Genomic DNA, 23,650 nt, shown 5'->3' on the forward strand with positions numbered 1-23,650 from the left:
CAATTTGGAGGATTTAAGTTCCTGCCTATTACTTTTTTTTCAGTAGTTAAAATTTCTGATATAGTATCTCTGAAGCACTTCTGACCGTTCATATATCCTGTTTTTAAAATAGAAATATAAACCTGTTGATTTTCTCAAAAGCTACGGTTCATCCTTATAAAAAATAATTACTGTTTATATGAATACAAAAAAATATTTATGGATGTGGACATTCTTAGTGCCCATTCTGGCATGGGTTTTTTATTTCGGGAACCCTGTTTTTGCTTCCGTTTATTATTCTGTACTTCTTACTTTATTTCTAATGGGAAGTGTTCTTGCAGCAGTGTATCACTCTGAAGTTATTGCCCATCGTCTTGGTGAGCCTTTCGGAACTTTACTTCTGGCATTTGCCATTACGGTAATAGAAGTTGGGTTAATTATTTCCATCATGCTGGGAGCTAAAGGTGTAGAAACGATCACCCTTGCCAGAGATACGGTCTTTGCAGCAGTGATGATCATCCTTACAGGAATCATCGGAGGTTGTATTGTGATAGGCTCTCTAAGATATAGAGAACAGAGCTTTACATTGCAGGGAGTAAGTACTGCACTGATTACTCTTACCTCTGTTATTATTTTTGTGCTAATCCTGCCCAATTATACGATAAGTCATCAGGGAGGCGAATATACCTGGTTTCAGCTTCTTTTTATAGCCTTGATTTCTTTAGGGCTTTACCTTGGCTTTACCATGATCCAGACGCTTAGGCACCGAAGCTTTTTCATTTCTCCGCAAAACAAGCTATCCGGAAACCAATCGGTACAGAATAGTCACGAAATGATTTCCCGAAAACAATTGTATATCAGTTGTATATTGTTAATCTTATGCCTGGGAATAGTGGTTTTATTGGCAAAGCTCCTTTCGAAAGATGTTGAACATATTGTGATTTCAGCGGGTGCTCCAAAGTCTCTGGTGGGTATCATTATTGCCGGTATTGTTCTTCTTCCGGAAGGGATGGCAGCATTCAGAGCGGCAAAAAGTGATGAGATCCAAACCTCATTAAACCTTGCTTTTGGTTCTGCTTTGGCAAGTATCGGACTCAGCATTCCTGCCATTGCCATTATATCCGTAATGACTGGAATACGGATGACATTAGGAATAGATATTAAATCAACGATACTTTTGGGGCTGACGCTTTTTATTATTACCGTTTCGCTGGCAACAGGCAGAACCAATATCATGCAGGGAATTGTACTGATCGCTATATTTTTAATCTACCTTTTCATTACGATTGTGCCATAAATTATTAAGTTCTTATTTATGAAAACAAAGCCTTGCCATGAGATAACTAACTGTTGATTCTGCTCCCTGATTGAGATTAACATTCTTCTCTTCAAGACCGTCATAACATCCACCCGTTACAGGATTGTAAATGATCTGATGTAAATGATTCTTTCCTAAAAACCAATTAAAAGCACTCCTCATCATCTGTAAGTATTTTTCATCTTTAAAAACCCTATAAAATGTAGATAAGGCCAGTATGGTATAGGCAACATCAATGGGCTGCTCACCGCCAACTGATTCAGGATCTTTAACGATCTCTTTCTGCAGCCATCCTTTGTTGGAAATTACTTTGATCTCTCCCTTAATAAATATTTTAGAAAGAAGAAATTGGAAAGATTCATGGGCAATCTGCTTATACACTTCGTCTTTGGTCGTAATCCATGCACACAATAAAGCCTCAGGGAGTAAACTGTTTCCATAGGTCAGATAGCTTTCAAACCAATGCCAGTCTCTGTGTTTTTCATGCTGATACATTTTTACCAATCGATTGGCCAGCTTTTTCAATAATGGAATATTGTTTTCAGAGTTTTGATAATGTAGTCCCTTGATGATAAAGCCCATCGCTCGGGTAGAATGGATTTTCTCAAGCACCGGAAGACTTTTTTCAATCACAGATTCTGCTTCATCAGAAAACTGTTGAGGTAAGATTTCCTTTATTGAAAGAAGATATCCCAGTGCCCAGATGGCTCTTCCGTTGGAGTCTTCGAGATTGGTCTCCTCATTCTGAGGTGTAAATTCCTTGTGTTGATTTATATAATTGAGGAAATTTCCGTCAGTCTGCTGGCAAAACTTGATGACATTCAGATAAGTTGAAATCAGTTCAAGGTCAGATTCATCTCTGCTCATTTTATAATGTCTGCAGGCTGCAATCATAGCACGGGCATTATCGTCCAAAGTATACCCGGAATCTATATCAGGCTTGTTGATCTTAGAAAACTGGATCATTCCAAAATCTGTTGTCATATTTTTGATATGGCTAAGATTGATGATGGGGAATGTATAATGTAAGGCCATTTTATCTTTGCTATATTGCTGAAATAACAGGGCGTGTGAAATAGAAGAATTTTCCCAGGCTGTCGGAGCCATTTTTTCTAAGCTTTTTGATCGTAATCTTTCCTGTACAGCTTCGTTTTTCAATAAAGTATTCACGGCAGCAGCGAGTTGTTGCGGAGCTTCAAAATCAATAATAATTCCCAGGTCTTCATTCAATACTTCTAAAGCATGTGGAATTGGGGTGGAAACAATGGGACATCCACAGCTGATGGCATAGGAAAAAGTGCCGCTTACTGCCTGATTTCTGTCTTTTGAAGTGAAAAGATAGATATTGGTAAGCTGAAGATAATCTAACAGCTCTTCCAGAGGAAGATATTGGTTGATAAAGTGTGTATGTTTTTCTAAATGGAGTCTCTTGATCGTTTTCTGCAAAGAATCACGATATTCTTCGCCTTCATGCTTAATGATGCTTGGATGCGTTTTTCCGATAATCAGAAACATTACATCCGGGTTTTGGGTGATGATTTCAGGCAGTGCTTCTAAAGAGGTTTCAATATTTTTCCCGGAACCCAATAAACCAAATGTTGAAAGTATCTTTTTATCTTTAAATCCATATTTCGCTTTCAGTGAAGCTTTGTCGATAAATGGTAATAAATGGGTACCATGCGGTATCACTTTAATTTTATCAGATGGAATATCATAATCATTAGAAAGGATATTTGCAGAAATACCGGTCATCACAATAATATATTTAGAAAAACGACTTATGTCTTGTACCTTTTCTTTTAACTTGTAATCTGGTTTTGGCAGAATGGTATGAAAAGTAACGATGATGTCCTTTTCTAAATTTTGGAGAAAAAGCAGTAATCCGTTTTGCGTTTCGTTGAAAAATCCAAATTCATGCTGCAGCATGACCAGTTGGATATTGTCATTTTTATTGATTTTATCAGCCAGCTCCAAATAAGAAATGGCATCGGATGTATTCAGGCGATATTCAGTATTTTCGTCATAATGATAGTTTTCATCCTCCGTTTCCATTGGGCAGATGATTATTTTGAACGATTCTCTGAATTTTATCTGAAGAGATTTTATCAAATCCTGACAATACGTTGCAATACCGCACACCTTAGGAGGAAAAGTACTTATGAAGATAATTTCAGGTTTATAATTAATTGTGTTTTTTTTACTTTGGACTGATCTTCTTTTTGTCTTTTCCTCCACGTTTGGGTTTATATTTTTATTCATGTTGATGTCTATTTTAAAGTCTGATATTCCGTACAATCTATTGTATTCTGTACTGTAGTAATTCTTTCAATAATTCCGTGATATTTAAAGAAACAACAGCAATTCTTTCATCCGCAGCTCCGTAATAAATACGGAGTGTATCTCCTTCTACGATAGCTCCGGTCGGAAAGCAGACATTATTGACTTCTCCTTTCTTTTCCCATTGCTGTTCGGGTTTGAATAGAGGGTAGGGAAGTCTTGAGATTTCTTTCTCGGGGTTATCAAGATCCAATAAAGCAGCACAAGCGTTGTAAACATATCCGTCAATGGTATTATGTACCCCATGATAGATCAAAAGCCATCCATGCTCAGTTTCTATGGGAGGACATCCTCCTCCGATATAGCTTATCTCATGCTCATGCTGAGGTGATAATAGGATATGATCTTCAAAGTGAAGAAAATAATCTTTCCAGAAATTAGGATTTAAATCTTCAATATTCTCTATACCTGCAATTTGAATATCAGGTCTTATGCGATGAAGAAAATAAAGCTTGCCTTTGATTCTTCTTGGGAAAAATATCACGTTTTTATCCCATATGAAGAGATCCTTATTCTTTTCCTGGATAGGAGAGAATGTATTGGCGTTTTCGTATTTTCCTGCTATTGCCCCTTGGGATTCTGTTAAAAGTTTAAACTTTTTGTAGGGAATCTTTGGAACAATAATTCCCAGTTTCTGCCAAGATGTAAAATCCTTGGATATTGCAAGTGCTCCCAATGCATTGATTCCGTCATAACCGGTATAGGTAAGATAAAATAAATGATCTATTTTTACAATTCTTGGATCTTCAACACCATGTTTCTCGTATTCAAACTCAGGAATGATAACCGGATTGCTCAAACGAGTTTCTATAGTCTTATAATCTGACAATATACAGTATCCGATACTGGAGAAATTATTCTTTGCAACAGCCCTGTAAAATAAATGTATTTTTCCGTTTTCCTGAATAACTGCGGGATTTAAAACACCTTCACTTTCAAAAGCTAATTCGGTTTTTCTAAGTATAATACCTTCTTTTTTCAGAGCTACCATTTAGTTACCGGTATTTCGGGCTTCATTTTCCCTGTCTTTTCGTTTGTTCATCTTATCTTCTCGTTTCTCTTTCAGGGATTTTACAGCTGGAGTTTTGTCTGATTTCTTTTTTCCGTCTTTTTCTTTTGACATTATGAAATATTTTTGTTATCTGTAAATTTCAACCATTAAAAAAGGAAAGCGTTGTAATAGTCTTTGAATTTGTTATATAAATCATAGATATTCCCGATTTAATAGACTAACTTTGAGTAAATTACTGTTAATGAAGTAATTGGTGAGGATAATGAAGTTGTACATAAAATATATGGTAAGCTTACGCTGCAAAATGGTTGTCCATCAGGAACTGGAAAGACTGGGCATTAAAAATGCTGTTGTCGATTTGGGAACTGTAGTCCTATTGGAGGATATTAGCCCCAAACAAAGACAAATACTGAAAGAAAACCTGCTTAAAACAGGACTTGAGGTATTAGACGATAAAAAAAGTATCCTGATAGAAAAGATAAAAAATGTTGTCATAGAAATGATACATTACTCAGATGCACTTCCAAAAGAAAATTTCTCAGATTACATAAGTGAAAAACTAGGATACGATTATACCTATCTGGCAAATACCTTTTCCGAAGTGAAAGGAATGACGCTGCAGCATTTTATCATTATTAATAAAGTAGAAAAGGTAAAAGAATTGCTGCTATATGATGAGCTCAATCTTACAGAAATCTCTTATAAACTAAACTACAGCAGTGTTGCCCACCTCTCCAATCAGTTTAAAAAAATTACGGGCCTTTCACCCTCATTTTATAAGCAATTGAAACAGAAACGCTTGGGGAATCTGGAAGACTTGTAGAGAGGTGGAGAAGATGTAGGAGGAGATTAAGAAAGAAATACCAGTACAATCAAAGCTTGCAGATCAGTAAAAAGTTTGTGGGATATATTTGGTTGTACTATTTTTGGAGGAAAAGATATAAAATATGAGTAAGAAAAATTTACCACTTTCAGTTTTAAAAGCTTTAGAGCCTTTCGTTGGCTTACAAGGAAAATTATTTACTATAGAGGATCCAGGCAATAATTTAGTGAATGCAAAAGACAAAGATCCTTCATCAAAATTCTATTATGTAATTGAGAAATATGAAATCGCAAGTGATGGTAGGGAGATTTATTCTGTAAACTACTCTCCAAAGGATGAAAAAGAAGTAAAGGCAACTTATATAAGGATTTTACGAGATGATTTAACGACGAATTTTAACAATTGGGTTCTTTCGCTGGAGAATTATGGGAAAGTAAAGTCTTTCTATGATGATCCGATACTTGAATCATATGAAGAAGAATTCTTTTCAAACTTTGAATTTGTAGATGAAGATGCTGATATACGCCCTTTTAAAACAACTCAAATTTTACAGCTAGATTACCTTTTAGAACAAGTGAGTTCAAGGCTAATTGAGATGGTTGATGATAATAATAGGCAAGAGATTCAATCTATTATTACAGAAATTTCCGAAGTTAGGGAAAATTTACCAACTCGATCACAAAAATGGATTGTTGAACATGTTTCAAAGATTTATGCGAAAATTGCAAAACAAGGTATGAAATTTATGAAAGAATTTTGGGCTGAGGGAAAGAAAGAAATAATTAAAAATATTGTAAAGGGTATAATAGAACATGGCCCCGATATTTTAAACTAATAAATAGCCCCTTAATTGGGGCTTTGATTTTTACTTTTGTTCAATTGTATTAATTAGATCTTTTACAGAGTCTGTAATTGTTATACTTGAAGGAGACGTATAACCTAATGCAATTGATACGGCCTCTAAAGCAGAGGGTTTGCTATTATCTGTAGTTACAACAAGACCATTCTCTAAAATTTGATTTCTCTGTATTTGTATAGCAAGAGATAACCTTTCGTATTCTGTCATCTTTGGAAAGTCTAATTGCAGGTTTTTTTCAATTTGAAAATAGGTTTGGATTTCTGTCCTCATTTTATCTGTTTTATGGTTAATCCTTCAAAGTTAACTCTTTTCCCTTTAAGTACGAAGAAAGCATTCTGAAATTAGTATACATATTTTATTTTTAATTCATCATAATCTCCTAATTTGATTATCCATCCTTTAGAAGATTTGCAAGTAAAATCCCGATGAGAAATCCTACTATCTAAGATATATCATCATTTGAATCAACTTTATGCTATTTTTGACTGAAGTTATGCATCACTCAAAAAACCTTCTGCAGCCCTTATTTCACCTAAATATAGGGCTGGCAGTCAGTTTTTTAGGAATGATAAATTCCTGGGATGAAATTAAAAAAGGGAAATTATGTTAAAAACCAGAAGGTTTATTTAATGTTTGTGCATTACCAGTGGTACCCCCCAGATCTTTAGTATCATCATTAATATTTTGTTTTGTAATCAGGTATTTATAAGCCATTAAATACAAACTCACTTTAAAATTATTATAAGTGCCATCCGGGTTTGAATACTTCTGTAATGTACTGTTTATAAAGTTGGCTTTGATATGCCAGGTTCCGTTGCTTCTAAAAGTATTGACATTAGGGGAGCCCTGCTTATTATCATTGATACCGTTGGCACCGTAATCAAGAGCAACTTGTGTAGAGCCATTATTAAGCTGGAATGAATAGTTATGAACCACAACCAAAAATTTGGAAGCATCTATTTTGGTATCATAATCTATGACTCCTGTTGAAGGAACTCCTGAAAGGGTAAGCTTGATATAATTGAACAAGCCGCTGCTTTCAAGAGTTGGATCATAGAGGTCCAGTGTGTTTTGGGAAGTGGCAAGAAAATGCCCTCCTGTTTTGTCCGGTTCACCGGGATTCCTTAGGTATAAAGAATGGGTATAGCTTGAACCGTTTACATCCAGTGTTTCCGTAGGGGTGGATGTATTAATTCCTATTTTTGTATTTTGAGCATTGATGAATAATCCTAAAAAGAAGATGATCATGCTGTAAATTTTTCTTTTCATAATCGGTTATTGAAGTCCTATTGGGGTATTTGTTGAAACTCCTGTAAATGAGCTATTTACAGTTCCGGTATACGTTCCCCAGTCTTTAACTAATGCTTTTTCATACACACAAAGAGTAAGTGACCAGCTTCCGTTCTGGGCTGAGGTTGTACCTGCGCCCTTAAAACTCAGATTAATGGCATTATACACTTTTCCCGCGCTTGTTACAGAAGTTACTTCTGTAGAATAGGCACCAAATGATTTGATACTGGTTGTTGTATTGACTGCCGGTACAGCATCTGTAAAGACCGCACCCGTGACCGCAACGATATATTTATCCTTTTCCAGTCCAGTGTTCAAATTGACAACATCAGTCTGGCTGACATTTTTGAGAATAATATTATAGGTGTTAACAGGGGCTACATTTCGAAGCGCTATATCAAGAAGTTTTACCTTTCCTATTGGTGTGGTGTCCTTTGAACGCGTAAGAAGATAATAGTTACCTGCTGCATATGAATTCACAGTATCAATTACATAGGATTCTATCAGCGTTCCTCCCGTAACATCAAGAGTCCCTTGCGGGTTTTTTGTGTTTATTCCAACCTGTGCGTTGAGGCTGAAATAAGTAGATACTGCAAATAAAAGGGTGGTTATTTTTTTCATATGATTTTAATTATTGGATTAAAGGGGCAGAGGCAGCACCCGTTCCGGAAGTGTTCACGGTTTGTGCAGAAGTGATTTCCTTAGTGTATGCTCTGTCAAAAACCAGTAAATTGAGTGTCCAGATGCCATTGGGAAGAGCATCATCCGTTGAGAAACCTACATAATCTGCCCTAAGTTTCCATGTACCATTGGAGTTGTAAGCAAAAATTTCAGGGATAGGAGTAATCCAGTTTGAATAATAGGTAAATACGGGCTGTGTAAACCCATGAGAGGCAATGACAACCAAAAACTTATTTGAATTAATTTTGGTATCATATTCATCTACCCAATCCTTGTCTTCGCTGTTACAGGTAATTTTATACTGAATTAGGTTAATCGGCGCAGGAGTAGTGGGTACAAAAGAATCGTTATAAGAAGTAATTTTATTCTGTGGAGCCGGAGATTTGATTAAAAAAGAATAATTTTCATCTGCTCCCAGTTTTTCAATAGGATCTTTTAATGTCATCCCTGACGTTTTCATGGTTCCGTTTACTGTCAATTCCTTTTCAGGAGTAGCTGTATTGATCCCAACATTTCCAGTGCTTTGCGCACACATAGAAATACTAGCACTGATGAACAGTACTGTTGAAATAATTTTAGTCATTAATTTTGTGTTTAAATATTTTTTATCCTTAGTGTGAAATGAGGTTTCAGAATTTAAACCTCATAATTGTTTTTCCATTTTGTGATGGTATTTCTGCTCAGCTTAAAATGCAGAGACAGCTGGGTATTGTTGAGGTTATGCTTTTTCTGATATTCTAATATCTTTACAATAGAGTAGTCGTCATAGGAACGAAGCTTTTGATTGTATGAAGAGATCTCATGACACCCAAAAATCTTTTGATTAAGCTGAATAATATCCAAAACATTAAGCTCTCCTTTAGATAATATTGATTGGCAGTCATCGATCTTCTCTGGAAATTTTCTGAGAAGAATATCCGAATAGATCTTTTTATAATAGGGCTGACTTATTTTTTGTTTTTCTCTATCCATTTGTACAAAGTGGTTTTGGGAATATTATATTCAGTAATGATCTGGCTTTTCGTTTTTTCTCCTTTTTCAAGTAATTCCAGCATAAAGTTGATCACCTCTTTAGTGTAAATGTTTTTACGGAATTGAGGCATTTGAGAGCTTTCGTTATCTTTTTTGATTTTCGTTTCTGCTGATACAGGAGAGTATAAAATCAAATACTGAGAATAAAACCGGAAAAAATCATATTCCAGAATTTTGCTCCATTTTAAAAGAATTCCAGAATCAAGACTTTTGGAATTATACATCTTTAAGATATCATTTTCATGACAATTGAAAAACTTACAGAGTCGAGCCGTTTCTATTTTACATTCCAAAGCCCGCTTGTGGACCATAAAGCCTATGTTTATATCTTTAAAATTCATGGGTTTACATTATATTAGGAATTGAAAGGGCTATACAGAGTCATACTAATGTATCATCAATACATTCATAAGCGTTTTGTAGAAAATCAAATCGGGAAATAGAAAAACATTCTGTATAGCCGCTATGCTAAAAAATCATCATTCGTGTTTAGCAGATTACTTATTCTGTTCTATTTTGAATAGAATGTCATGTGCTCTTATATTTTTATCAAAATTTGTGTTTTTAAGTATATTTGAAAATCAATTTCATTTTTTTTCTTTTTCATTAAATGTTTTTTTTCGGTTATAGTTATGTTTTTATTGTATTAGTAGTAGATTTTGTACTGTTTTTCCTTATATAAAGTATTATATATTGAAAAATTGTAAATTAATTAAAAGTTCCCATTGCTTTGAATGTAATCATATATTGTTAAATTTGTAACTTACTTTAGCAAAATTAAAGAATATAAACAATCAAAAATTTTGAACTTCAATGTAATTTTGAATTTCATTGGTGTAATTTAAATTTTTGATATTCAGTATTTTGCATAAGCTTTTTTTGAAAAACATTAAGATGATAACTGATAGAGAATTTATTGATGGATCTGTAGATGCACTAAAAAGGAAATTAATCTCCCAATATGTGTATTTGATGTCTGGAATACTGCTGGGATATTCTTTGGTATTTTATTTTGTTATTAAAGATTCATTTTTCGGAATATGTACATTTATATATGCCATTTTTCTGTTTTATACTTTTATGATTATTCGTAAGGCGTATAACATAAAACTTATCGTTCATCTTTACATGACTTACGCTCCTATTTTTGCCGGTTTTGTCATGCTGGATTTTTGGAAATATTCTGCTGCTACGGCAATGTGGCTCTTACCCGTCCCTCTTGGAGCGCATATTTTTCTTGGAAAAAAATACATCTACATCTATTCAATATACACCTTTCTCATCATCATTGCAGTGAGTATTTTGACCAAGCTATATGATTTTAATTACTTTAAGCTCGCCAATGTTAAAATAATTGTGATCTCGGATACGTTTGTAGGATTGGTGAATCTTGCTGTGATCAGTATTTTAATTTATTATAATGAGAAAATAAGAAAAGCCGAAATAGAAGAACATATTTTCAATCAGGTAAAGATTTCCCGGGAAAATAAATTGAATGATGAAAGAGATAATCCACTTGAAGATACAGGCTTTATTTCATCTGTAGAACCTATTGAAAAAGACAGAACCATTTTGTCTGAAAATGAAAATATAGAAAAATATTTGGCCCTTTTTAATGATGTAAAAATGATTGTAGAAGAAAAAGGGTATTTTAAAAATGTGGATTTTACGATTTCGGAATTATCTAATATATTGAAGTCTAATAATTTATATATTTCTAGATCGATTAAGGTAAACGGCTTTTCAAACTTTAATCACTACCTGAATATCTGCAGAATTGATAATGTAAAGAAGCTGCTTTATGAAAATGATATCAGTAAAGTTACCTTGATGTATATTTATACAGAATCCGGGTTTTCAAATCAATCGACTTTTAACAGGGTTTTTAAACAAATTGAGGGGATCACTCCTTCTGAATATATCACGACTATCAAAAACGAGAGAAACAATAATCTGGCCCATCAATAATTGTGTTCCAGCATTCAATTCATTCATTTAATAATTTGATATTTAAAATATAAAAAGGCCGGCACCTAAGCGCCGACCTTACTGTTAAATATTAAATGTTAATATGTCTTTATTTCCAGAAACTCCATTTTAAGCCATCAAATACAGCCATGGTTTTACTTACCGTATCATAGCATAGAGTACCTGCTACAGGACTTTTTGTATTAGCTACGGGATTATTTACTTTTGGTAATACCAAAGCTTTATTCGTTGATTCCAGGACAAGAACTCCTTGTGCAGGAGAACTGGCTGCCCCTATAATGACTCCGCCTCCGGCTTCTGCAGAAGCATTGGGCATTGTTCCTGTAAGGGTTCCTGCATCAGACAGAGGAACCCAAAGATCATTTTCACGCATTTTCACTGTAATATCAGTTTTATCCAGAAGAAATGTTCCGTTGGAAGCTGCCGAACCAGTTGGAAGAACTTCCACGATAGGAAGGATAATTCCAGTGTTGGATAAAGGAAAATCAAGTATAGCATCTCCATCTACAGAAGCTTTGCCCATACCAACCTGTGCCTTTATGACAGAGAAACTGAAAAGAGCGGCTGTTGTTATGATTATTTTTTTCATTTTGATTGGTTTTGTATTATTATTCATTACAGCTTCTTACCACACAATGCCAGGAAGTTCCGTTGTAAAGCTTCATACACTTGTCTGCTGTATCATAAATCAGCATACCTTCTACCGGATTTACAATAGCTGAGCTTTGAGTACGAGTGATCACAAATCCTTTGGTTTTTGATTCCAGTGCAACTGCGCCATTAGGAATATTTTCCGGCCATCCGTTCTGTTTGGTCTGGATCGTAATCCCAATTTTTGTAATTGTATCGGCAGGAGAGGTATTAGGGTCTTTCGTACAAGAAGTACATGCAAGGATTTTTAACAGGTTGGAGCCTACAGAATTGGCTGCCCCGCACTGAGACTGAGGATCTACAGAAACAGTAGCCTGATTGTTGAGGTATTTGCTTCCGTTGGTATCTGTATAAGCCATTGCAGCAGAGTTATTGGTGTTGACCTTAAATTTAACCACCGCGGTTTGTCCCGGTGCTATATTCATTCCTGAAATATAAAGGAGTCCCCCTGTGAAGCTCGCTGTTCCATTAGCTGTAAAATTATTCTGAACCAAAGATCCGGCTACATAAGATTGAGCAGCATCAAGGTTATCCATGAATTCAACACTGGTAATCGGGTTTGCATCATTATTAGTGATATTAACAGTGTATTCCAGCTCCGTTGAAGATGTTCCGAAACATCTGTTGACAGATTTTGTTACCGTTGGTTTTGTAATGACAGTGCTTGCTGTAAAAGTAATGCTGGTATCCTGATATCCTGAAGCACCACTGTCATCATCACTTCTGTAAGGAGTAGGACTGTTGATTCCTCCGTTTACCGTATAATTGAAATAAGTAGCATACGTTCCCGCACCGGAAGGTTTTACTTTGATATAAATGTAGGAGTTTCCTGAAGGTACTGTAAGATTATTCAATGAGAAATTCTGTCCTGAATAAGCAGGTGTTTCCGTTCCAAGTCCTACATAGCTGTCTGCAACATACTGTAATCCTGATGGTAAAACATTGCTGATGTTAATAGCTTTGGAGATACAATTGTTATTTTTAATATTGAGCTTTAACGTTGCCTCCTCACAGGTTGGCAACTGGCTTTCAATATAAGATGCAATAACATTTACATTATCAGGATTGGGCTCAATAGGGTTGACACATACAAATGACATATCACTGATATAAAGGAAGTCTACCTTACTGAATACCTGATCTCTGTTGATCGTCCATTCTATCACAATTTTTTCAACCGGTTTTTCAAAATCCACATTCACCGTTGCATAATCGAGAAAATCTAAAAATGGTTCCGTTCCGATCGCTGTACCCGTTGAATTGTCAATGGTATATCTTCTCAGTAAAGCGTTAAGCTCAGGGGTAGAATTATAGGCATAATTAAGTTTTGGAGTCACCTGAGTGGCTCCGCAGTAACCAATTATTTTTACCATAGCAGCTTGTCCGGCAAGTTTAGTGATACCAGCAACCTGGAAGCTTGTTTTAGCAGCTTTACTACCGTTGATATCTTTTAGATTGACAGTATAAGATACCTTACCTGCAGCCCCATTCAGATCATCATATCTTGACAGCTGAGTCCATGTACCAAACATTCTAGGGAAAAAAGTAGGGATCCATTCCACACCTGACGGATAAGTAACGCTGATGTCCGCAGATAATGCACCGCTGGCTGGCGCTGTTCCAGTCAGGGGAACGTTGCTTAACGTATTATTATTCATTCCCGTTGTACCCCCGTTAAACCACGCCTGAGCATTCTGCAACGTCTGCTTTCCTCCATTACAGGTCTGGCAGGCGATAGGACCTACTTTACCCACGACAGTAAAATACTGTCCGTTTTTGAAATTGTAATAAAATACTGCTTTCCCTCCGCTTACACTTACAGCAGGCATAAAAGCGGTGTTGGTTGTAAATCCGCTGTCATCAGCAACATATAAAGCGATTTCACTGTTGATATTGTAAGAAGATAAATCAACCTGAAAATAAGCAGCATCTACAGTGCCGGTTTCCTGTACCAGCCAGGTTTTGTTGATTCTTTCAGTGCCGCTTTCCAAAGCCGGGCAGCTTACCGCGGAAGTTCCCGTATTAATATTGTTATCACCAAACATCATGTATCCTTTGTCAGCCAATGAAGTTCTGGTGACTGTAGAGTTGGGTGAGGTGAAATCATTCACCGTTGATACAGTAAGGATGCTGTTATCATTAATACTGTGGGAAATTTTCTGATCCAGAGTACCGTTAACATCCCTTGCAATACCAAAAATATTGTTATTAAATACTGTATTGGCTGAAGAATTCCAGACAATGTTACCATCAGAATTAAGATAATTCAAAGGCTGTACTAAGGTAATACCGTATTTTATCGCAAAATAGGAATCTACCTTATCTCTGTTTAGTGTTGACAAACTAGCGTTATAATAGGCAACTTCTGGTATTCTTCCTGCAAAGCCAAAAATACTTCCACCAATTTGAAGATTGGGATAAAGGCTGCCATCACTGATTGCATCTGAAAATGTTGAAAATTTACCATTATAACCCACTTGTTTATTATTACCACTAACCACTGAGCTTGCCTGTGCCCCTAGTAAAACCATTTTATTTAAGACTGGAGAGGTGGTGGTATTTTGTGCATTAATTAATGTTCCGCTGTCAATATAATGGAGCGTTGTATAATCCCCGAATGGTGCTCCGGTATTATCGATACCCAATCCAAAACTATGTGCAGCTCCGCTTGATGCAGTATTGGCAAATCTGAAAATATGATTATAAGTAGGATGGGTATTTCCTGATTTAGCCCCTACAGCAAAAGTGGTCTGCAGCCTGCCTAGAACCGTCTGATCTACTATTCCTGTAAAATGCGCGTAATCTGTTGCTGAGAATGTGTAAAATGGGTTATAATTACTATTGGCATCTCCATTGGATAATAGAATAGCTCCTGTCCCGTTTTTACTGATGGTAAATCCGCTTGTTTTGTCTGTCCAATTGGTTAAAGTTGCTGTAATACCCGCATCATACCAATATTTCAACCCTGAAATAACTCCTCCTGGAGCTTGTACAAAAGCTGCCAAAGTAAAAAACTGTCCGTTGGCGAGTGAAACATCAGCATAATTATATACAACTCCGTTGATGGTTTGTGTGTTGGCTGACATATCAGTCACGGTATTCCCGGTTGCAAAAGTAGGATCTAAGTTATTCTGAACCAATTTTAAATTACTTAATCCTTGTGGCCACATCACTCGTACTGTTCCTACAGAACCTGTGTTCTGAACCTTCCAGACAGAGCTAAAAAGATAATTAACTCCTGAAATGCTTGAGATTGGAATTGTTGGCGCTTTTGCTAATCCGTTATCTCCAATGACAAGAGATTGCAGGTTGGTTAATGTACCGGTGTTGCTGGTATTGGTATTGGCCATACCCGTTAATCCAATTAAAATCTGCTGTCCCGCATTGCTGTTCATGGATTGTTTTTGATACAATACAGAACTATCATCTCTTGCAATACCAGTTATATTGTTGTTATACCCGCTATTGGTAGATACATTCCAATACACTGTTCCGTTAGAAGCAACATAATCACCGAATTTTGTAATTCCGTATTTCAATGCAAGATAACTTTCTATTTGAGGACGTTCCGTTGCTTTGGTTGTATTATAAACTACAATTTCCGCAATATCAGCGTTGGCAAAATTGTTAGTTCCCTGAGCACCTACCCAGAAATTTTGTGTGCTGGGACTAGCAACAGCCGTACTATTGTTATTTCCAAATATAGAATTCTTAGGTTGTCCGTTAAGATATACAATCGCTGCATTGGAGGTTCCGTCCATTGATTGTAGACGGACTTCATTTGTAGTTGGAGCGGATGTTATCATGCTTCGGTTAGTGATAAGCATACCTCCGTCAGAATTTCCTCCAACATTCCACGTTCCACCAAAACCGTTAGAGTGGGAATACAGGGGTAGGAAAGTAGTCCCTAATTTTCTATACACAATGTATTGTGATGTCTCATAAGGGGCAGCTGCAGTAGTTGTTGCTGTTAATGGAACATTAGGAGCTGCCAGGCGGTCATTTGTACCATCAAATCTTACTGATGGATTGAAATTAATCTGGCTTGTGTTGTAGGCTGGCGTAGTACCTGCTGCTCCCTGCTGGGCAAGATTATAGGTTGTTGAAGGAACGCTATTGTTCCATTGAGTTACAGTTCCTGCGGAAGAAGTTATTCCTGCATCGGCTTTATACCATAGCTGAGGTATAATTCCGCCGGGACTTTGGGCTTTTGTGAGCATGAATACATTCGCTATCAGAAATATACTCATTAATATATTATGTTTTTTCACCTTGATTTTTTTTAAAATTTAAATAATAATACATTCTTCTTTTAAATGCATTCAAAAGGTGGGGGACGGGTTGTATATTGGAATAAATAATAGTCTTTAAAAAAGATAAAACTATTGTTGATGATCTTATCATCAGTATGTAGATATTCGTGAGGAAGTTTAAGTGTTCTATTTTCAATTGAATATTTCAGATAGCTATGAACGGTAACAGATGCTGAAATGGCATTTCCTTTTTGATAGGTAGAAAAGAAATTGTCGGGGGTAGAGGTTACAAATTGGGAGGTTACAACTTTACGCTCAATTTGTATATTTTCTTTGCAATGCTTTATTATTGCTTCCCTTTTTATTTTTTTGGAAAGGAATTTGTTTTTTTTGCTATTAAATGAAAGGCCCTTCACCCCATTCAAAACTTGTTTTTTAACTACAGGATTCCCTTCAAAATTCCTTAATCTGTTCTGATGCACTACTCCTGAATCGGTAATATATAATGTTGCATTTTCAAGTACTGTAATTTGGGTACCTTCTTTATAATAAAAACTTTGGGCGTTGAGCTTGGGAATCATTAAAAAAACAAACAACAGCATCCAAGCCCCTTTATAAAAGGGTAAAATGGATTTAAGCTGTTGTTGTAGGGATTTCATTAATGTGCGTGTTTGTTTAAAAGACAAAATTTGTCTCCATAATTTCTGATTCAAAATAGTTTTGAGTCAGAGTTAAAAATGAGGGATTAAGGTTTTTCTTACCTATAGATGTATAATCATACACCTTATTTTATAATAATAGTAGGTTTTGCTATTCAAGGCTCAGTTTAAAAAAGCTTAATGGAATATTAGTTTTAAAGAAAATAGAAAATAAGAATAAAGTATTTTAAAGTTTTTAGTTAATAAAATAATTTTCTAAATTTTATTTAATATGTGTCATACATGTGTTGGGAATTTATTCTAAAATATGTTCAATATTGTGTTTTATTTTCTTTTGTAAAATTAACATATTCTCTATTGACAAAATAGATTTTACCAATAGCTTTAAGTCATTTTATTAATTTCATTTATAATATGTATCATGCTTATTATTAATTATTTATATAAGTTAAAATGAAAAATTTGTATAATGATTGATATAGTTTGTGGGTTTTGAAAAAATGTAAGCGTTAAATGTTGAAATTATGCTTTATAATATTTCAGTTTTATCTTTTTTATCGATAATCGGCTTAGAAGGTTTAGGTTAAAAATATTTAGAGAAATGCGGGAAACTCATTAATAAGTTTTACATTGCAAAAGAGAGAGTATTCATTAAAAAAGGTGACTGTATACAATTTTATATTATTGTCATTGACTACGTCGAATCTTCGATTTCTGACGAAGGAAGAATCTCATATATGGCATAGATTCTTCATTTCACTTCGTTGCATTCAGAATGACAGAGTCATAATAATTAAATATCATGATTAGTGTAAAGTCGTATATAATTACCAAAAAAAATACTGTTCTATCATAAAATAAAAGTCTTCCTTGTCGAAACAAGAAAGACTTATTAACCAGAAAATCATCTAAGACTATTTCCGGTACTACTACAACACAACATCTATCTTTATATTGATATTACCACGGGTAGCTTTTGAATAGGGGCATGTTGCATGGGCTGTTTCCACAACCTTTCTGGCTTCATCCATTGGCAGTCCCGGTAGATGAATCTGTAAATGGGCCTGCAGGAAAAATCCTTCGTCATTGGTAGCCAGATCTATGGAAGTGTTGACCGCCAGATCTGGAGGAAGAATAACGCCGGTTTTGGATGCTCCTAAATGCATCGCTCCAATAAAACATGCCGACCATCCCGCTGCCAATAACTGCTCCGGATTGGTGCCGTTTCCTTTTGTGCCGGGGGATGTCAGTTCTATGTTGAGTTTACCATCATTGCTTTTTGCTTCCCCATTTCGTCCTCCGGTTACGACAACATTCCCAGAATATACTACTTTGCTAATGTTTATTAAGGTTGTATTTTCTACTTCCTGAATTCTGTTTGATTCCATATTTTTATTATTAAGTTAGATTGAACAAGATGACTGTTAAAGCTTTTTTCTTAGATCTTTGAATGCTGCTCTAAGCTCTTCTGTAAAGATCTGTGGCTGTTCCCATGCAGCAAAGTGTCCTCCTTTTGATGCCTTATGATAATAGTATAATGTAGGGTAGGCACTTTTTGACCAGCTTTCCGGAGCTTGGTAGATCTCATGGGGAAATACTGAAATGGCTACAGGAACCTTTATATCTTTTGTTTTTTGTGCTTCAGAGCTGAAGTTATTCTTATTATTTTCCCAATAGAAACGTGAAGAGGATGCACCGGTATTGGTAAGCCAATACAGCGTAATATCATCCAGAATCTTATCACGGCCTATTACATTCTCAGGGTGAAGGTTGCTTTCACTCCATTCGGCGATCTTTTCGTAAAGAAATGCTGCTAAAGCACCTGGTGAATCAGAAAGTAAATAGCCCGTAGTCTGTGGGCGTGTTACCATCATTCCTCCATACGCTGCATTTCGTCCAAAGAAAACACTCATTGCGTTATAAGCCTGCAGTTCCGAAGCAGAAAGTCCGGCTGGCGCTGGATCACCGGCATTGATAGGTTTTACCAGATCGGAGGGAATAGTGGCCGGCATAGTAAGATGGATGCCGAGGAGACCTGAAGGAGCCTGTTTTGCCAATGCATCAGATATTACAGAGCCGTGGTCACCACCTTCGGAAACGTATTTTTTGTAGCCAAGTCTTTTCATCAGCACATCCCAGGCTTTGGCAACGCGATCAGGATTCCAGCCCAATTCTGTAGGGATTTCTGAAAAACCATACCCCGGAATAGCAGGTATGATGACATCAAACGCATCACTTGCTTTACCTCCATACTTTACGGGATCAGTCAGCGGACCGATAGCATCGATGAACTCTAGCGGAGAACCTGGCCAGCCATGGGTAAGGATGACAGGCATTGCGTTGGATTCTTTTGAACGCACGTGGATAAACTGAATATCAATACCGTCAATCTTTGTTACAAATTGTGGAAGAGCATTGAGTTTATTTTCCACTTTTCGCCAATCATATCCATTGCCCCAATAAGTAATCAGTTCTTTTAACTGTGCGAGTTGAATTCCCTGGGAAGCATCTTTCACGGTTTCTTTATCCGGGAATCTGGTTTCAGAGATCCGTTTTTTCAGTTCGTCCAGCTGAGATTGCGGGATGTTGATGTGAAAAGTCCGGATACTGGAATCTGATTTTGATGATAAGGAAGTCTCCTTATTATTTTGCGCTTTGGAAATGGCAGGAGTACTTAGAGTAAAAGTAGCTGCTAACAGGATGGTAGAAATTGTTGTTTTCATTGTTTTTGTTGTATTAGATTTAGATTTGTTTTTCTTTTTTGATGAGACAAAATTATGCTCCGAGAAGCGCCTGGGAAACGGGTAATTTGTTCAAGTAGTCATATTTTGTATCGAAATAGACATTCCAGATGGTGAACAGGAAAATGATAGGGGATATCAAAGATGAATCTGGTGAAAAAGAAATACTAAGGAAGGCCGTTCATTTCTCATTTTTTTTGTAGTTTCGTTGTTCTGCCTATCACATTATATAAGCCTTTATGAAACGAAATTTTATCAATCAGGAAGAACTTTCTGATAAATTCTGGAATATTGAATATTCAGGAACTACACAAAAAATAGCATTCGGGAAAACCGGAACCAAAGGACGTGAAACTGTTAAGGAATTTGCCGACGAAAAAGAATGCATTCGGGAATCTGAAAAACTCATCAGCCAAAAGATAAAAAAAGGATACACCGAGATTCAGGAGAACGAAGAAGTCCCACAGAAAAAAGAGCTTTCAGAAAATGAAAAAGCAGATATTTATTTCTGGGAAGCGATCGAAAAATCCAATACCTATAAAAAAGCCCATTGGAGTGAATATGATTTGGATGAACACCTGGAAAATCTAACGGCCTATCTTGCTAAATTTGGAAAAGAAAGACTCATTCTTTTTGAAAAGACGCTTCAGGAAAAATTGAACGAACTGTATACTGCCGAAATTGCTGAGCTTTCCTTTATCCTTGAAGGGGATTTCAGGTCAGAAAACGGAACGTATGTCTTTGATGGCTTCCTTTCTGATGACGGATTTATTTATTTCCGCTGCTGGCTGCTCCTTAAAGGAAAAGAATTTTTTGAAGATATTACAAAAGATATCCAGTCATTTGTAAGTGGAAAATACAGCTTTAATATCGGTGATTGCTGGGGGGAAGGACTTCTGTATGTCTCCGATGAAGCTTACTCCGAAAATCATGACAACGATGATGAGTCAGAAATAAGAGATGCGGTGCATGAGCGGTATCCGGATAATCATTATGACAGTATGGACCGCCAGATGAACAGAGAGCCAAAAGAGGGGGCTGATCTCCAGAAGATGTATCCGAAATTGGTAAAAGAGATCTGTGAATTGAGAAAATAAAAGACTTCTTAAAAAAAGATAAAATAAGCTCCGTTTTACACAAAAAACGGAGCTTATTTTATGATCGTATTTCTTTGAAAGACTATCCGTGAGCTTCTACAGATACATCATTCCATTCTTCCCAAAGTTTTAATCGCTGTTCATAATTGTGCTTTACAAATGGAAGAGCTACTTTTCCAAGCAATAAACGCAATGGAGGATTTTCTGTTTCTACCAATTTTATAAGGGCCGGTGCTGTAGCATCTACACTTCCAAAAGAGGTTTCAGATTCTGCAAAGGCTTTTTTAACGCCGTCATATGCCGGATTGCTTTGGGTGTTAATTCCTGTATGCCAGATATTGGAGGCATAGCCGTTAGGTTCTACCAAAGTCACATGAATTCCAAATTCTTTCACTTCCGTAGCTAAAGTTTCACTTAATCCTTCAAGAGCAAACTTAGAAGCATTATAAAGTCCCATAGTGGGTAATGTTGCCAATCCTAAAATGGAAGAAACCTGAATGATATGGCCACTTTTCTGATCTCTCATGATAGGAAGAACAGCCTGTGTAAGCCATAGTGTTCCAAAGAAATTGGTTTCAAACTGAGCTCTGGCTTCCTGCTCATTCGTTTCCTCCACAGCTCCCGTTAATGCATATCCTGCATTGTTGATTAAGATATCAATGCTGCCAAAGTGCTGAAGTACTTTCTGAACCACAGTTAAAGATTCTTCCCGTTTGTCTACATCTAATGTTAAAGCCAATACAGAATCTCCATATTTATCTTTTAAATCATTAATGGTTTCTACATTTCTGGCAGTTGCTGCTACGTTGTATCCTTTTGCTAAAAAGGCTTCTGCCCAGGCTTTTCCAAAACCTTTTGATGCTCCTGTAATTAAAACTGTTTTTGACATTGTTTTGTTTTTTTATTAATTGTTATGAGTATACTTTTTTATAAAGTTTAATTTTGTTATTATATGACCGATCGGTCATTTTTGAGGTAAAAAAAATTACCTGCTATTTTCTTCAATCATTTTTTTTAGACTGTTGCCAACAACCTCCATTCGCTCATTATTGCCAGACACTCTGGACATTAAATGACCTCCTTCAAGCATCGCAAAAAGAATGGTAGCAAAATCTGCCGGATTCCAGTCTGCTTTGAACTCTTTATTGGCAATTCCCTTTTCAATAATACCGGAAAGCAGGTCCTGGCCCTGTTTAATGGCACGATTCACTTTTTCCTTAACGATAGGATTGGTATCGTCAGCCTCTGTTCCAAAATTTAATAAAGGACAACCTCCAACAACCGGTGGATGATTGGGATCACTGAAGAAATCGATATAAGCCAATAATTGGCCTTTGGAGGTTTTATGTCCGCTCAAAGTCCTTTGAAGTTTATCGCTTAAGATTTTCATATTATGCTCAACGGCTGCGCAGGCAAGAACTTCCTTATTTTCAAAATGAACATACATGCTGCCTTTAGACAATTTGGTTGCCTCCATAATATCACTCATAGAAGTAGCTGCAATCCCTTTTGTATTAAAAATTGGAGCGGCTTGTTCTATAATGAACTGTCTGGTTTCTTCCCCTTTTGCCATGATGAATCTTAATTAGGGTACAAATATATGACCGATTGGTCATAAAAACAAAATATTTTTTACTTTTTTTAATGTTAACATTGTAAATGATGCATGATCAATAAGTTAAGTTTGTCTGAGCGATTTGATTAAACCTAATGGAATATCACTCCGTAGGAAGACATTTAGGAATTTCACCTACGCTATCTATTGTAAACCCTTCTTCAAAAAGCTTTCTTTTATGATTGATTCCCCAATCTTTAAGGGCAAATATAATAGGATTTAAAGTTGCGGATTCGGCTTCAGGCCGATAAATAGTTTTAACAGGATAACAATAGGTACCGAAAAGATAGGAGGCCTCAATTAAATTTTTAAATTTACCTAAAATTAATGCAATGGCAAACGATAAACTGAATGTTCGGACACTCCGCGAGCTCTATCAGCAGCTGGATCTTCCTATTGATTATCTGGAGAAGGAATCTGGCTTTACCATTCATTATTTGGAAGAAACGTTTAAAGATTTACCCTTCCGTTCAGAACCTTTCCGTCCGAATTACTTCAGCTTTTTGTTTATAAAAAACGCATTTGGACATTATACGATTGATGACCAGCGGTTTGAGGTGACCTCAGATACCGTATATTTTACTAACCCCGGAAATTACCGGATTTTCGAATGGGAAAAACTGGAGCATACGTGCCTTATAACTTTTGGAGAAGGTTTTTTGAAAGAATATGTACATGATGATGTCTATCGGGATTTCTCTTTCCTTCTGTCCGAAGTTGTATCTCCACGTGTTTTGACGCAGCAGCAATTCAGCCAGATTGAAGAATTATATACATTGATACACAAAGAGTATAAAGGACATTCTTTATATAAAAATAAGATTATAGGAGCTCTTGTGATTGCCCTGCTGTTAAAGATTAAAGAATACTTTTTCCAGGATTATGATCCTATTTATGAAGGGAATCGCAGTTCACAGATCGTTAAAACTTTCAAACTGAATGTTGAAAAACATTTCAGAGATCTGATCAGTGGAAAAACCAATGTTCAGTTAAGAGTTCAGGACTATGCTGATCTGCAGACCTTGCATGTCAATTATCTGTCAAGTGTTATCAGCAGTAAAACAGGGAAAACAATCAGTTCATGGATTGCTGGCAAAGCGACTACTGAAGCCAAAGTAATGCTTCAGGATGAAAAGCTTAGCATCAAAGAGATTGCAGCCCGTTTAGGCTTTCTCGAAACCCCTCATTTCAGCAATTACTTCAAAAAGCACGCTTCAATAAGCCCAGCTGAATACAGAAAACAGTATTTTGGCAACCGATCTTAGATATTTGCAACACCTGCTATCATTCTTGTACGTTCTCAGGGGGCGTAAT

General features: G+C 36.1%; 22 protein-coding genes. 6 read left to right on the top strand and 16 right to left on the bottom strand.

What is annotated here, in order from left to right:
- Nucleotides 1-178 precede the first annotated feature (178 nt).
- Nucleotides 179-1,276, top strand: a complete 1,098-nt coding sequence (locus DBR39_RS22380) for a calcium:proton antiporter (RefSeq protein WP_124536847.1) — start codon at nucleotides 179-181, stop codon at nucleotides 1,274-1,276.
- Between the two features lie 12 nt (nucleotides 1,277-1,288).
- Here the strand turns inward: DBR39_RS22380 and DBR39_RS22385 are convergent, their stop codons facing one another.
- Genes DBR39_RS22385 through DBR39_RS24535 form a run of 3 tightly spaced genes read right to left on the bottom strand, consistent with a single transcriptional unit; the run spans nucleotide 1,289 to nucleotide 4,757 of the window.
- Entirely contained in the window at nucleotides 1,289-3,556 is a 2,268-nt protein-coding gene (locus tag DBR39_RS22385) for a glycosyltransferase (RefSeq protein ID WP_228447899.1), read from the bottom strand.
- A 37-nt stretch (nucleotides 3,557-3,593) separates the two neighbouring features.
- Nucleotides 3,594-4,625, bottom strand: a complete 1,032-nt coding sequence (locus DBR39_RS22390) for a pesticidal protein Cry7Aa (protein WP_124536849.1) — start codon at nucleotides 4,623-4,625, stop codon at nucleotides 3,594-3,596.
- Nucleotides 4,626-4,757: a hypothetical protein gene (locus tag DBR39_RS24535; protein WP_262509918.1), complete on the bottom strand. Its 132-nt coding sequence runs from the start codon at nucleotides 4,755-4,757 to the stop codon at nucleotides 4,626-4,628.
- Nucleotides 4,758-4,908: 151 nt separating this feature from the next.
- Between DBR39_RS24535 and DBR39_RS22395 the strand changes: the two genes are divergently transcribed.
- Together DBR39_RS22395 and DBR39_RS22400 are read left to right on the top strand one after the other, a co-directional pair.
- Nucleotides 4,909-5,469 (top strand): helix-turn-helix domain-containing protein, encoded by a 561-nt coding sequence (locus tag DBR39_RS22395; RefSeq protein WP_228447900.1) that lies wholly within the window; start codon nucleotides 4,909-4,911, stop codon nucleotides 5,467-5,469.
- 124 nt (nucleotides 5,470-5,593) lie between these two features.
- Nucleotides 5,594-6,304 (top strand): hypothetical protein, encoded by a 711-nt coding sequence (locus tag DBR39_RS22400; RefSeq protein WP_124536851.1) that lies wholly within the window; start codon nucleotides 5,594-5,596, stop codon nucleotides 6,302-6,304.
- Nucleotides 6,305-6,334: 30 nt separating this feature from the next.
- Here the strand turns inward: DBR39_RS22400 and DBR39_RS22405 are convergent, their stop codons facing one another.
- From DBR39_RS22405 to DBR39_RS22430, 6 genes are all read right to left on the bottom strand, one after another.
- A complete protein-coding gene (locus DBR39_RS22405; RefSeq protein WP_124536853.1) occupies nucleotides 6,335-6,598 on the bottom strand; it encodes a histidine kinase in 264 nt (87 codons plus the stop codon).
- A gap of 336 nt (nucleotides 6,599-6,934) precedes the next feature.
- A complete protein-coding gene (locus tag DBR39_RS22410) occupies nucleotides 6,935-7,597 on the bottom strand; it encodes a hypothetical protein (protein WP_124536855.1) in 663 nt (220 codons plus the stop codon).
- 6 nt (nucleotides 7,598-7,603) lie between these two features.
- Nucleotides 7,604-8,239 (bottom strand): hypothetical protein, encoded by a 636-nt coding sequence (locus tag DBR39_RS22415; RefSeq protein ID WP_124536857.1) that lies wholly within the window; start codon nucleotides 8,237-8,239, stop codon nucleotides 7,604-7,606.
- A gap of 10 nt (nucleotides 8,240-8,249) precedes the next feature.
- A complete protein-coding gene (locus DBR39_RS22420) occupies nucleotides 8,250-8,882 on the bottom strand; it encodes a hypothetical protein (RefSeq protein ID WP_124536859.1) in 633 nt (210 codons plus the stop codon).
- 53 nt (nucleotides 8,883-8,935) lie between these two features.
- Nucleotides 8,936-9,271, bottom strand: coding sequence for a helix-turn-helix domain-containing protein (locus DBR39_RS22425; RefSeq protein WP_124536861.1), 336 nt, complete (start codon nucleotides 9,269-9,271; stop codon nucleotides 8,936-8,938).
- Complete coding sequence (locus DBR39_RS22430) at nucleotides 9,247-9,555, bottom strand: helix-turn-helix domain-containing protein (protein WP_317127297.1); 309 nt, start codon at nucleotides 9,553-9,555, stop codon at nucleotides 9,247-9,249. Before DBR39_RS22430 ends, DBR39_RS22425 begins: the two co-directional genes overlap by 25 nt.
- A 670-nt stretch (nucleotides 9,556-10,225) precedes the next feature.
- On the opposite strand from DBR39_RS22430, the gene DBR39_RS22435 reads away from it, so the two are divergent.
- Entirely contained in the window at nucleotides 10,226-11,299 is a 1,074-nt protein-coding gene (locus DBR39_RS22435) for a helix-turn-helix domain-containing protein (protein WP_124536865.1), read from the top strand.
- A 109-nt stretch (nucleotides 11,300-11,408) separates the two neighbouring features.
- On the opposite strand, the gene DBR39_RS22440 is transcribed toward DBR39_RS22435, so the two are convergent.
- The 5 genes from DBR39_RS22440 to DBR39_RS22460 form a co-directional block, all read right to left on the bottom strand.
- Nucleotides 11,409-11,909 carry a hypothetical protein gene (locus DBR39_RS22440; RefSeq protein ID WP_124536867.1) on the bottom strand — a complete coding sequence of 167 codons (501 nt, stop codon included), beginning with the start codon at nucleotides 11,907-11,909 and terminating at the stop codon, nucleotides 11,409-11,411.
- 19 nt (nucleotides 11,910-11,928) lie between these two features.
- A complete protein-coding gene (locus DBR39_RS22445; protein WP_124536869.1) occupies nucleotides 11,929-16,221 on the bottom strand; it encodes a DUF11 domain-containing protein in 4,293 nt (1,430 codons plus the stop codon).
- Between the two features lie 62 nt (nucleotides 16,222-16,283).
- Nucleotides 16,284-16,883, bottom strand: a complete 600-nt coding sequence (locus tag DBR39_RS22450) for a hypothetical protein (protein WP_124536871.1) — start codon at nucleotides 16,881-16,883, stop codon at nucleotides 16,284-16,286.
- 929 nt (nucleotides 16,884-17,812) lie between these two features.
- Nucleotides 17,813-18,271, bottom strand: a complete 459-nt coding sequence (locus tag DBR39_RS22455; RefSeq protein WP_124536873.1) for an organic hydroperoxide resistance protein — start codon at nucleotides 18,269-18,271, stop codon at nucleotides 17,813-17,815.
- 36 nt (nucleotides 18,272-18,307) lie between these two features.
- The gene (locus DBR39_RS22460; RefSeq protein WP_124536875.1) at nucleotides 18,308-19,606 is read right to left on the bottom strand and encodes an epoxide hydrolase family protein; all 1,299 of its coding nucleotides are present in this window, start codon (nucleotides 19,604-19,606) and stop codon (nucleotides 18,308-18,310) included.
- A gap of 257 nt (nucleotides 19,607-19,863) precedes the next feature.
- Here DBR39_RS22460 and DBR39_RS22465 point away from each other — a divergent pair, with 257 nt between their 5' ends.
- Nucleotides 19,864-20,721: a DUF4240 domain-containing protein gene (locus DBR39_RS22465; RefSeq protein WP_124536877.1), complete on the top strand. Its 858-nt coding sequence runs from the start codon at nucleotides 19,864-19,866 to the stop codon at nucleotides 20,719-20,721.
- A gap of 82 nt (nucleotides 20,722-20,803) precedes the next feature.
- Here the strand turns inward: DBR39_RS22465 and DBR39_RS22470 are convergent, their stop codons facing one another.
- Together DBR39_RS22470 and DBR39_RS22475 are read right to left on the bottom strand one after the other, a co-directional pair.
- Entirely contained in the window at nucleotides 20,804-21,610 is an 807-nt protein-coding gene (locus DBR39_RS22470; RefSeq protein WP_124536879.1) for an SDR family NAD(P)-dependent oxidoreductase, read from the bottom strand.
- A 96-nt stretch (nucleotides 21,611-21,706) separates the two neighbouring features.
- Nucleotides 21,707-22,294 carry a TetR/AcrR family transcriptional regulator gene (locus DBR39_RS22475; protein WP_124536881.1) on the bottom strand — a complete coding sequence of 196 codons (588 nt, stop codon included), beginning with the start codon at nucleotides 22,292-22,294 and terminating at the stop codon, nucleotides 21,707-21,709.
- A gap of 374 nt (nucleotides 22,295-22,668) precedes the next feature.
- On the opposite strand from DBR39_RS22475, the gene DBR39_RS22480 reads away from it, so the two are divergent.
- Complete coding sequence (locus DBR39_RS22480; protein ID WP_124536883.1) at nucleotides 22,669-23,601, top strand: helix-turn-helix domain-containing protein; 933 nt, start codon at nucleotides 22,669-22,671, stop codon at nucleotides 23,599-23,601.
- Nucleotides 23,602-23,650 lie beyond the last annotated feature (49 nt).

Source organism: Chryseobacterium sp. KBW03 (genome assembly GCF_003852415.1).
GTDB classification, from domain to species: Bacteria; Bacteroidota; Bacteroidia; order Flavobacteriales; family Weeksellaceae; genus Chryseobacterium; species Chryseobacterium viscerum.

Coding starts and splice junctions, on each gene's coding strand:
- DBR39_RS22395 (WP_228447900.1), top strand. CDS start 4,909: ATGAAGTTGTACATAAAATATATGGTAAGCTTACGCTGCAAAATGGTT.
- DBR39_RS22380 (WP_124536847.1), top strand. CDS start 179: ATGAATACAAAAAAATATTTATGGATGTGGACATTCTTAGTGCCCATT.
- DBR39_RS22430 (WP_317127297.1), bottom strand. CDS start 9,555: ATGTATAATTCCAAAAGTCTTGATTCTGGAATTCTTTTAAAATGGAGC.
- DBR39_RS22390 (WP_124536849.1), bottom strand. CDS start 4,625: ATGGTAGCTCTGAAAAAAGAAGGTATTATACTTAGAAAAACCGAATTA.
- DBR39_RS22460 (WP_124536875.1), bottom strand. CDS start 19,606: ATGAAAACAACAATTTCTACCATCCTGTTAGCAGCTACTTTTACTCTA.
- DBR39_RS22420 (WP_124536859.1), bottom strand. CDS start 8,882: ATGACTAAAATTATTTCAACAGTACTGTTCATCAGTGCTAGTATTTCT.
- DBR39_RS22475 (WP_124536881.1), bottom strand. CDS start 22,294: ATGGCAAAAGGGGAAGAAACCAGACAGTTCATTATAGAACAAGCCGCT.
- DBR39_RS22470 (WP_124536879.1), bottom strand. CDS start 21,610: ATGTCAAAAACAGTTTTAATTACAGGAGCATCAAAAGGTTTTGGAAAA.
- DBR39_RS22455 (WP_124536873.1), bottom strand. CDS start 18,271: ATGGAATCAAACAGAATTCAGGAAGTAGAAAATACAACCTTAATAAAC.
- DBR39_RS22405 (WP_124536853.1), bottom strand. CDS start 6,598: ATGAGGACAGAAATCCAAACCTATTTTCAAATTGAAAAAAACCTGCAA.
- DBR39_RS22465 (WP_124536877.1), top strand. CDS start 19,864: ATGAAACGAAATTTTATCAATCAGGAAGAACTTTCTGATAAATTCTGG.
- DBR39_RS22410 (WP_124536855.1), bottom strand. CDS start 7,597: ATGAAAAGAAAAATTTACAGCATGATCATCTTCTTTTTAGGATTATTC.
- DBR39_RS22450 (WP_124536871.1), bottom strand. CDS start 16,883: ATGAAATCCCTACAACAACAGCTTAAATCCATTTTACCCTTTTATAAA.
- DBR39_RS22415 (WP_124536857.1), bottom strand. CDS start 8,239: ATGAAAAAAATAACCACCCTTTTATTTGCAGTATCTACTTATTTCAGC.
- DBR39_RS22385 (WP_228447899.1), bottom strand. CDS start 3,556: ATGAATAAAAATATAAACCCAAACGTGGAGGAAAAGACAAAAAGAAGA.
- DBR39_RS22435 (WP_124536865.1), top strand. CDS start 10,226: ATGATAACTGATAGAGAATTTATTGATGGATCTGTAGATGCACTAAAA.
- DBR39_RS22445 (WP_124536869.1), bottom strand. CDS start 16,221: ATGAGTATATTTCTGATAGCGAATGTATTCATGCTCACAAAAGCCCAA.
- DBR39_RS22480 (WP_124536883.1), top strand. CDS start 22,669: ATGGCAAACGATAAACTGAATGTTCGGACACTCCGCGAGCTCTATCAG.
- DBR39_RS22440 (WP_124536867.1), bottom strand. CDS start 11,909: ATGAAAAAAATAATCATAACAACAGCCGCTCTTTTCAGTTTCTCTGTC.
- DBR39_RS22400 (WP_124536851.1), top strand. CDS start 5,594: ATGAGTAAGAAAAATTTACCACTTTCAGTTTTAAAAGCTTTAGAGCCT.
- DBR39_RS24535 (WP_262509918.1), bottom strand. CDS start 4,757: ATGTCAAAAGAAAAAGACGGAAAAAAGAAATCAGACAAAACTCCAGCT.
- DBR39_RS22425 (WP_124536861.1), bottom strand. CDS start 9,271: ATGGATAGAGAAAAACAAAAAATAAGTCAGCCCTATTATAAAAAGATC.